The sequence below is a fragment of the bacterium genome, from assembly GCA_040753085.1.
Taxonomy (GTDB): domain Bacteria; phylum UBA9089; class JASEGY01; order JASEGY01; family JASEGY01; genus JASEGY01.
In genome coordinates this window covers 1-9,410 of record JBFMHI010000107.1, presented here as the reverse complement: position 1 = coordinate 9,410, position 9,410 = coordinate 1, and the positions used below count along the sequence as shown (strand labels likewise).

Genomic DNA, 9,410 nt, shown 5'->3' with positions numbered 1-9,410 from the left:
GAGCCTATCCCAAAACCTCTCCAGTGTGACCAGAAGCCGAGTTTCTTCAAGAAACCAGGTTTCTATCGCGGAGGTTTTGGGATAGGCCATTAGTCGCAAGCTTTCACAGCAAGGTGAACCGTCCCGTTTTTAGCAAGAGTAATAATATTGCCCGCCCATTTCACCCTCACCCTATCCCTCTCCCATCAAGGGAGAGGGAATTTTGCTTTGTCTCCCAACTAACTGCTTAACTTAGTTTTGAGTAGTTACCCTGAGGGTAGAGAGGGCAACAGTAGCCAATAGCCAAGGGCAAAGGTCTCTTCTCTCAACTCTCACTACTCCAGCCCGCGGCTGTACCATATCCCGCCTTCGCCTACTATTTCCTCTACCTGGCTGGCTAAGTTTTGGTTAAGGGTTACTCTCAGATGGGGGGAGGTGGAAGTGATAATCTCACCATGATGGGGAGTAGCTAAGTGAAAATAGACCGGGGCGCTTCCTTTAAATTTAGTCAATAGTTGCTTGAGCTTAAGCAGGGTATCTTCCTCCAGACCAGGCGTAGATAGCCGGATGTGGGCCACTTTGGCCAGATGCTGCGCTGCCTCGGAAAGGGGGATGATCCGTTGAGGCTCTATCTTGATTTCCTGTTTTTCCCCCTTTCGATTCACCTTGCCCTCGACCAGGATTATCCGGTCAAGGGTAATTTCGGATTTAAATTCCTGATAATCAAAGATAAGCAGTTCGGCTGGGCCGGTTAAATCTTCCAGTCCCACATAGGCCATCTGATTGCCGCGTTTGGTTGTTTGTTCTTTTACCGAAGCAACGATGCCGCCCACGGTCACCAAGTCGCCATCCTGAAGTTCGGATAATTCAGAGTTTCGGCAGGTGGTATACCGTTCCAACTCCTGCTCGTATTTAGCGAGGGGATGCCCAGTGATATAAAGACCCAATACTTCTTTTTCCGCGGCCAGCCGTTCGTGTTCAGACCACTCAGGGACATCAGGGATAATTGCCTGGGCTTGATCAAAACCAGGTTGTTCCTCCATTAAGTCAAAGAGAGAGGTTTGGCCGGAAGCCTGCTCTTTTTGCCTGGCAGAAGCAAAACTAAGGGCCTTATCCACAGCGGCGGCGATACTCGCCCGGCTGGCCCTGCCTAAAGAATCAAAGGCGCCGCACTTGATCAGGCTTTCTATGACCTTCTTATTGACTAACCTGAGGTCCACCCGCTCGCAAAAATTAATTAAGTTCTTAAACCTGCCTTCCTTCTCCCTGGCGGAAACAACAGAATTAATAGCTGAAAAGCCCACGTTTTTAACGGCCGCCAGGCCAAACCGGATCTTACCCTTAACCACCCTGAATTTGGGGTAAGACTCATTTACATCCGGAGGAAGCACCGTCAGGCCCATCTTTTTTGCCTCTCTGATGTAAAGATTAATCTTGTCCGTGTCATTCATTTCACTGGTCAGGAGAGCAGCCATAAACTCAACCGGATAATGAGCCTTTAAATACGCTGTCTGGTAAGCGATCAGGGCATAAGCCGCCGAATGAGATTTATTAAACCCGTATTCGGCAAATTTGGACATCAACTCAAAGAGGTCATTAGCCTTGGTCTTGGCTATGCCTTTTGCCTTTGCCCCCTCAACAAAGAGGCCGCGCATCTTCTCCATTTTTTCCTGAATCTTCTTGCCCATCGCCTTTCGAAGCTCATCAGCCTGGCTAAGAGAGAAACCGGCTACACTGCTGGCTATCTGCATAACCTGTTCCTGATAGACAATAACCCCATGGGTCTCCTGCAAGATAGGTTCAAGCTGGGGAAGGAGATAGGATATCTTACCCTTGCCGTGTTTACCCTTGATGAATTCGTCTACCATGCCGCTGCCTAAAGGCCCGGGTCGATATAAGGCCACTAAAGCAATCATATCTTCAAAGCACGCCGGCCGCATCTTGCGGAGCAAGTCTCTCATCCCTGAACTTTCTAATTGAAACAGCCCCAGAGAATTTCCCTCAGAAAGGAGTTGATAGGTGGGTTCATCATCCATAGGCAGAGCCGCTAAATCGAGGGCGGATGGTTGGCTCCTTATTTCATCCTGTTCTGTATTCTGCCTCTGGTTTTCCTCAATAAGACTCAAACAGTCCTTGATGACCGTCAGTGTCTTAAGCCCCAGAAAATCCATCTTCAGCAAACCAATAGCTTCCACTGCATGCATATCATATTGAGTAGTAACGGCTTTACTCTTTTGGTCCTGATAGAGAGGCGTGTAGTGGGTTAATGATTTAGGGGCAATGACCACGGCCGCCGCATGGGTAGAGGCATGTCTGGTTAGCCCCTCCAGGGTAATCGCAATATCAAAGAGCTTTTTGACCTTCGGGTCGTGTTTGACCATCTCCTTCAATTCTTCTACCCGATTCAGGGCATCTTTTAGGGTGATCTTCAACTCGGCCGGGATCAGTTTAGCTATCTTATCCGCCTCAGAGTAAGAGAAGGAAAGGACCCGGGCCACATCCCGAATGGCCGCCCTGGCGGCCATCGTTCCGAAGGTAATGATCTGGGTGACCTTATCTTTCCCGTATTTCCTTACCACATAGTCGATGACCTCATCCCGGCCTTCGTCAGAGAAGTCAATATCGATGTCGGGCATACTGACCCGCTCAGGGTTTAGAAAGCGTTCAAAAAGGAGGCCATACTTCAAGGGATCGATGTCGGTAATCCCCAAACAATAAGCCACCAGGCTGCCGGCGGCTGAACCACGCCCCGGGCCTACCGGAATGCCTTTCTCTTTGGCATATCTGATAAAGTCCCAAACAATAAGAAAATAGCCGGTATAGCCCATCCGGATAATAATCTTTAGTTCATGATCCAGTCTGGCTCTGATCTCATCCGTTATTTCTTTGTATCTTCTCTTCAGGCCTTCTTCACAGAGGCCGGTCAAATAACTTTCCGGCGTTTCCTCTGCTGGGACCTGATATGGGGGGAGATAAATTTTACCCAGATCTAATTCCAGATTACATCTTTGAGCAATATCAATAGTGTTGGTAATGGCTTCGGGCACGTCAGAAAAGAGTTCCTTCATCTCTTCCGCGTTCTTGAAGAAAAATTCAGGGGAGGAAAACTTGAGCCGTTGAGTATCATCCACGTTTTTCCCGGTCTGAAGACATAAGAGGGCATCATGGGCCTCGGCATACCCTTGAACCAGGTAGTGGGCATCGTTACTGGCTACCAGAGGAATAGAAAGCTCACGGCTCATCCTGATCAATTCTTCATTGGCCTTATCCTGATTTTCTATCCCGTGCCGGTGGAGTTCCAGGAAGAAATTTTCTTGGCCAAAGAGACGTTGATACTCTTTAGCCGCCTCCCTGGCTTCCTTCAACTGGCCTTTAAGAATAAGATAGGGAACCTCTCCCTTTAGACATCCAGAAAAAGCAATTAACCCCTGACTGAACTTGGCCAGGATTTCTTTATCCACTCTGGGTTTGTAATAAAACCCCTCCAGATAGCCAATAGAGGAAAGTTCCATCAGGTGGCGGTAGCCCATCTCGTTGGCCGCTAAGAGGAGGAGATGATAGGAGGCGTCACCTATCCCATAGTTGCTTGACTTATCTTTTCGATGATGAGGGGCGACATAGACCTCGCAGCCGATGATAGGTTTTACTCCGCCGTGAGACATAGCCTCCCGATAAAATTCGATCGCCCCAAACATATTGCCGTGATCGGTTATGGCTACGGCTGGCATCTTAAACTCATGGGCCTGCCTGATCAAGTCGGATATTCGAATAGCCCCGTCCAGGAGGCTGTATTCTGTATGAGTATGAAGATGGACAAAATCGGCGTGGTGCATTTTAACGCTCCTCTATCCTGATAAGTAAGCTCTTATCTTTAATCACGGTCAGTTGATCAATCTCGCTCAGAGCGGCCTGGATGTCTTGCTCCAGGGCCTCGTGAGTAAGCATTATTACCGGGACCACGTCTTTGGTTCGTCTTTCTTTTTGGATAACCGAGGCAATGCTGATCCCGTATCGTCCTAAAATGCCGCTTATTTCTGCTAAAACCCCCGGTTGGTCTAGGGCTGAAAAACGTATGTAATATCTGCTCTTAATTTTACTTATCCCTTTGATGTGTTTTGGCTTGTCTCCGGGGCGCAGTGGCAGCCTCACCTGTCCGGCCAAAAGGTCTCTGGCTAAGGCAATACAGTCAGCCACTACCGCCGAAGCCGTAGGAAAACGACCGGCGCCCTGACCGGAGAAGAGAAGAGGACCGGTAAGGCTTCCCCGACAGTAGACAGCATTATAAACCCCATCTACGGAGGTCAGCCAATGTTGACGGGGGAGAAGAACCGGATGCACCCGAACATCTAATTCGCCTTCTTCCTCCCGGGCTATGCCCAGGAGCTTGATGGTATAGCCAAACTCCCGGGCGTAAGTAATATCAGCCGGTGTAAGCCGGCTAATCCCTTCCGTATAGACTTCTTCCATTTTGACCCACTGTCCAAAGGCCAGCGAAGCCAGGATAATAGTCTTATGGGCTGTATCTATCCCTTCAATGTCCAAGGACGGATCAGCCTCGGCATATCCTTTAGCCTGGGCTTCGGCTAAGACCTCGTAAAACTCCTTGCCCTGGCTTTCCATGGTAGTTAGGATATAGTTACATGTCCCATTTATGATTCCAAAAATGGACTCAATGCGATTAGCGGCCAGGCCGGTCTGAATGGAAGAAAGTAGAGGTATCCCTCCCCCAACACTGGCCTCAAAACCAAGCCCTACCTTATACTCAGAAGCAGCAGACATAACCTCGCCCCAATATTTGGCCAGCAAGGCCTTATTAGCGGTAACCACCTGTTTGCCGTGCTTAATGGCTTCAAGGATAAAGGTGCGGGCCGGCTCATAGCCGCCAATCAGTTCGATCACGATGTCTATCTCAGGATCAGTGACCACCTCTTCGGCCCTCGTCGTTAATTGATCGGTGTTCAATCCCAGCCCCTTAGCCTGGTCAAGGTTCAGATCGCAGACCTTTTTCAATCGCACCGGGACACCAACCCTGGCCTCAATCAGGGTTAGGTTGTCTCTTAGAACCCTAACCACACCACCGCCCACTGTGCCCAGGCCAATCAAACCGAGGTTAATCATCTGGCGCATATCTTAGCTCCTTACACCCCCTCAAAGCGGGACATCCTTTCAAACTCCCTGAATCTATCCTTGACTTCACCGATATGGACCCTGCTCAGACGTCTCAGGCTGAATTCCTCCACGTTAAAGGAAGCCAAAACACTTCCATAGACAATCGCCTTACGGAGATTAGCCTCTGCTAATCCCTCGCAGGTATCCAGGTAGCCCATAAAGCCACCGGCAAAGGTGTCCCCGGCGCCGGTTGGATCAAAGATGTATTCTAAGGGATAGGCCGGGGCAGAGAAAAAGGAAGAGCCGGTGAACATCAGCACCCCGTGTTCACCCTTCTTGATGATGACATATCTGGGACCAAAGCTCCTGAGGATATTGGCTGCCTTGACTAAATTCGGCTCATTAGTTAACTGACGTATTTCAGCATCGTTTAGGATGATAATATCTATGCGCTTGAGGAGCTTAAGGAGGGCTCCACGCTTCCCACTTATCCAGAAATTCATGGTATCGCAGGCTACCACCCTGGGAGATCGAACCTGTTCCAGGACTTGCAGTTGAAGCTCAGGGTCAATGTTGGCTAAAAAGACCGATTCAGAATTCCGGTAGACCTCAGGGATATCCGGCCTAAAATCCTCAAAGACATTCAGCTTGGTATCCAAGGTTTTGGCCTCATTCAGGTTATAGGTATATTCCCCTGACCACCGAAAGGTCTGGCCTTCCCTCTTCTGAAGTCCGGTTAGATCAATAGATCGCCGACTGAGGAGTTCGACATGCTCTTTCGGAAAGTCAGTGCCCACTACCCCGACTAAGTTCACGTTAGTAAAGAGCGAGGCAGCCATAGAGAAATAAACCGCGGCTCCCCCCAACACCTCCCCTGCCTCCCCAAAGGGGGTCTTAACCGTATCAAGGGCCACTGAACCGACCACCAGAACACTCATAGCTAATGATCTCCTTTCCTTTGATGATTTTTTCAGGTAAAGAGGCTGAAGACTGAAGGCTGAAGGCTGAAGGCTGAAGTTCAATCATCTACTCACCACCCTTGTCCCTAAAAGCCTTCAGCCTTCAGCCTATCTACCTGAGTAGTTACGATTTTTCATTAGTAACCGTTCAGCCACAGATGCACACAGATGAAACACGGAAAATCCGTGAGCCGTGTCCGTGATTCGGGTCTGTCCTTAGGCTGTAGGGACAACCCTTGTGGTTGTCCGTCTACGGAACGGACATGGACAAGCACGGACAGGGACAAGCCCTGTCCCTACACTTCCGCCTTCTGTCCTGTGTTATTTATCCGTGCTAATTCGTGCATACCTGAACGGTTATTTTCATTATAACTTCTCCCCGTTATTCTGTCAAGAAAAATGGAGGGACGGTTAAATAACTTTTAACTATCTCTAATGTCCTGGCCAAAGCTTGATGCAGCTTGTCCGGATCACGGCCGCCGGCCTGGGCAAAGTCTGGCCGGCCACCGCCGCCCCCCCCGGTTATTTTAGCTAACTCCCCTACCAGCTTGCCGGCATGCACCCGATCGGTAAGCTCCTTGGCTACCCTGGTCACCCAAAAGACCTTGCCTTCCTGAACCGAGCAAAGAACCACGATACTTAGTCCCTCCAGCTTTGCGGCCAGGGAATCGGCGGCTTCCCTGAGGGAGCCCATATCCATCCCTTCTATCTCAGCGGCAATAAGCTTTATCCCTTCCACCGTAACCACTGAGGTCAAAAGATGCTCGATCCTGATAGCTAAAAGCCTCTGCTTGAGGTGCCCGATATTATCTTTCAGGGTTCTGGTTTCTTCCACGAGTTGGTCTACTTTCTCCAGGACCCTGTCTGGCTCTGTTTTTAAGCGTTCCGCTATCTCATTGATGGTTTCCTGTTGTTTGCGGATGTCCTGGTAAGCTGCTTCCCCGGTTATGGCTTCGATTCGTCTTATCCCGGCGGCCACGCCTGTTTCCGAGGCCAGTTGAAAGATACTCAGCTCACCCGTGGCCTGCGTATGTGTGCCGCCGCAAAGTTCGAGGCTGACCTCGCCTATCTTGACGACCCGAACCTTATCTCCGTATTCTTCGGTAAAAAGGGCCATCGCCCCGGCCTCCCTGGCCTCCTCCAGGGTGGTAGTAAAGGTGCTGACCGGGATATTCCCCCTTATCCTTTCATTGACCAATTCCTCTACCCGTCGGATTTCCCGATCTGTCAGGGGAGAGGGATGGGTGAAATCGAAGCGGAGACGATCAGACGCCACCAGAGAACCGGCCTGTTTGACGTGAGCGCCCAGGATTTCTCGCAGGGCAGCCTGAAGCAAATGGGTGGCGGTATGATTTCGAGCGATGTTCATTCGCCGCCGTCGATCCACTCTGGCCGTAACTTCATCTCCTTCCTTTATCCATCCTGAGACGATCCTGGCCTGATGAAGGAGGGCGTAAGGGGTGGACTGGGTATCAACGATCTCCACCTTTACCCCCTCTTTAGTCAGGATTCCTTGATCGCCTATCTGTCCGCCGCCCTCCCCATAAAAGGGGCTTACATCAAGAATGATTTCAACTTCCTCCCCTTCCCTGGCCTCAGGCCTGGGTTTATCCTCCTTGATAATTTCCAGGATTCTGGCCTTAGTTTCCAATCGCTCATAACCAACAAATTCGGTTTTAGCCCTAATTACGGCATCCACGTGAACCGGAACTTCTTTAGTTGGACCAAGTCCAGCCGAGCGTGCCCGGCGGCGCTGGGTCTCCATGGCTTCAGAAAATCCAGCTTCATCTATGCTCAGACCGGCTTCCTTAGCCATTTCCCTGGTCAGGTCGACGGGGAAGCCATAAGTATCATAAAGCCTAAAGACCTCAGCACCGGTAATAGTGGGGCGCCCTTCTCTTCGATGTTCCTCAATCAAGGTTTCCAGTATATTGGTGCCTTGCTTGAGAGTGCTGAGAAACCGCTCCTCTTCGGTCAGGATGATCTGGCTGATTCCCTCGCGTCTATTGGTCAGCTCAGCCAGACCCATTACCCGGCAGACAGAATCAACCAAACGATACAGGAAGGCGCCTTCGAGTCCTAAGATCTTCCCCTGGCGCATCGCCCGACGGATGAGGGACCGCAGGACATAACCCCTTCCTTCGTTGGAAGGCAACAGATCATCAAAGATGAGAAAGGTGATGGCTCGCATATGGTCGGCTATGATACGGAGAGAACAGTCGATGTTCCCAGCCTGCCCGTATCTCTTCTCTGATAAGGCCGCGGTTTCATTGATGATTAATCGCAGCAAATCAGTCTCGAAGTTGGTCTTTACCCCTTGAATAACCGCCGCTAAACGTTCCAGACCCATCCCGGTATCGATATTGCGCTTAGGCAGGGGATGAAGCCGGCCTTCGGCGTCCCGGTCAAACTGGGTAAAGACCAGGTTCCACAGTTCCAGATAACGGTCACAGTCACAGCCAACTTTACAATCAGGCCTTCCACAGCCGACCTCTTCCCCCATATCGTAAAGGATCTCAGAGCAAGGCCCACACGGACCGGTCTCGCCCATCTTCCAGAAGTTATTATCCTCCCCCAGGGGAACAATTCGCTCCCTGGGTAGACCCATCTTTTTATGCCAGAGGTCAGCCGATTCATCATCGTCCTTAAAGACGGAAACCCACAATTTCTCCTCAGGCAGCTTCATCTCGCCGGTCAGGAACTCCCAGCCCCAGGTAATGGCTTCTTCTTTAAAATAATCGCCAAAGGAGAAATTCCCCAACATCTCAAAGAAGGTCAGATGCCGGGCGGTCTTGCCTACTTCGTCAATGTCATTAGTTCGAAGACACCTCTGAGAGCTGGCGGCGCGGTAAAAGGGCAATTCTCCCTGGGCCAGAAAAAAGGCCTTAAAGGGAACCATTCCGGCAATAGTAAAAAGAACGGTGGGGTCGTTAGGCATAAGGGAGGCCGAAGGCCTGATAGTATGCCCCTGCTGTTTAAAGAATTGCAGAAACCTCTCTCTGATTTCGGATCCGGTCATCGCTACCTCCATTTGTAGTGACTTACAAGAGACGTCCCTTCTATTAATTATATCGTAACCGTTCACCTCACCACGGAGACACAGAGACACTGAGAAAAATCGGGACGGTTCAAAATCATCCATTTTCTTGTGAAACTTTAGACGCGGTTAACCTTCCGCACAAGTAGGGTGGACATTACCCACCAATCTGTTCGCCATCTACGCCTTTTTGGTGGGTGGTGCCCACCCTACCTCTCAGCCGCAAGCTTTCACAGTAAAGTGAACCATCCCGATACTTCTACTTTAATATCTCGGCTTAAGGAGCCCTTTTCCTTTAATCTTTTAGTATAGTAAAACTGGAGACA

General features: G+C 50.2%; 4 protein-coding genes. All 4 read right to left on the bottom strand.

Features of this window, described 5'->3' with window-relative positions:
* Nucleotides 1-314: 314 nt before the first annotated feature.
* The 4 genes from AB1797_10490 to alaS all read right to left on the bottom strand — a co-directional run bounded on the left by AB1797_10490 (nucleotide 315) and on the right by alaS (nucleotide 9,066).
* On the bottom strand, nucleotides 315-3,812 hold the full coding sequence (locus AB1797_10490; protein ID MEW5768030.1) for a DNA polymerase III subunit alpha: 3,498 nt from the start codon (nucleotides 3,810-3,812) through the stop codon (nucleotides 315-317).
* A gap of 1 nt (nucleotide 3,813) precedes the next feature.
* Nucleotides 3,814-5,106: a homoserine dehydrogenase gene (locus AB1797_10485; GenBank protein ID MEW5768029.1), complete on the bottom strand. Its 1,293-nt coding sequence runs from the start codon at nucleotides 5,104-5,106 to the stop codon at nucleotides 3,814-3,816.
* Nucleotides 5,107-5,117: 11 nt separating this feature from the next.
* Nucleotides 5,118-6,026, bottom strand: coding sequence for a PfkB family carbohydrate kinase (locus AB1797_10480; GenBank protein ID MEW5768028.1), 909 nt, complete (start codon nucleotides 6,024-6,026; stop codon nucleotides 5,118-5,120).
* A gap of 403 nt (nucleotides 6,027-6,429) precedes the next feature.
* Nucleotides 6,430-9,066: an alanine--tRNA ligase gene (gene alaS / locus AB1797_10475; protein ID MEW5768027.1), complete on the bottom strand. Its 2,637-nt coding sequence runs from the start codon at nucleotides 9,064-9,066 to the stop codon at nucleotides 6,430-6,432.
* Nucleotides 9,067-9,410: the final 344 nt, after the last annotated feature.

Bases quoted from the DNA above. Each gene is read 5' to 3' on its own strand.
- AB1797_10490 (MEW5768030.1), bottom strand. From the start codon at position 3,812: ATGCACCACGCCGATTTTGTCCATCTTCATACTCATACAGAATACAGC.
- AB1797_10485 (MEW5768029.1), bottom strand. From the start codon at position 5,106: ATGCGCCAGATGATTAACCTCGGTTTGATTGGCCTGGGCACAGTGGGC.
- AB1797_10480 (MEW5768028.1), bottom strand. From the start codon at position 6,026: ATGAGTGTTCTGGTGGTCGGTTCAGTGGCCCTTGATACGGTTAAGACC.
- alaS (MEW5768027.1), bottom strand. From the start codon at position 9,066: ATGACCGGATCCGAAATCAGAGAGAGGTTTCTGCAATTCTTTAAACAG.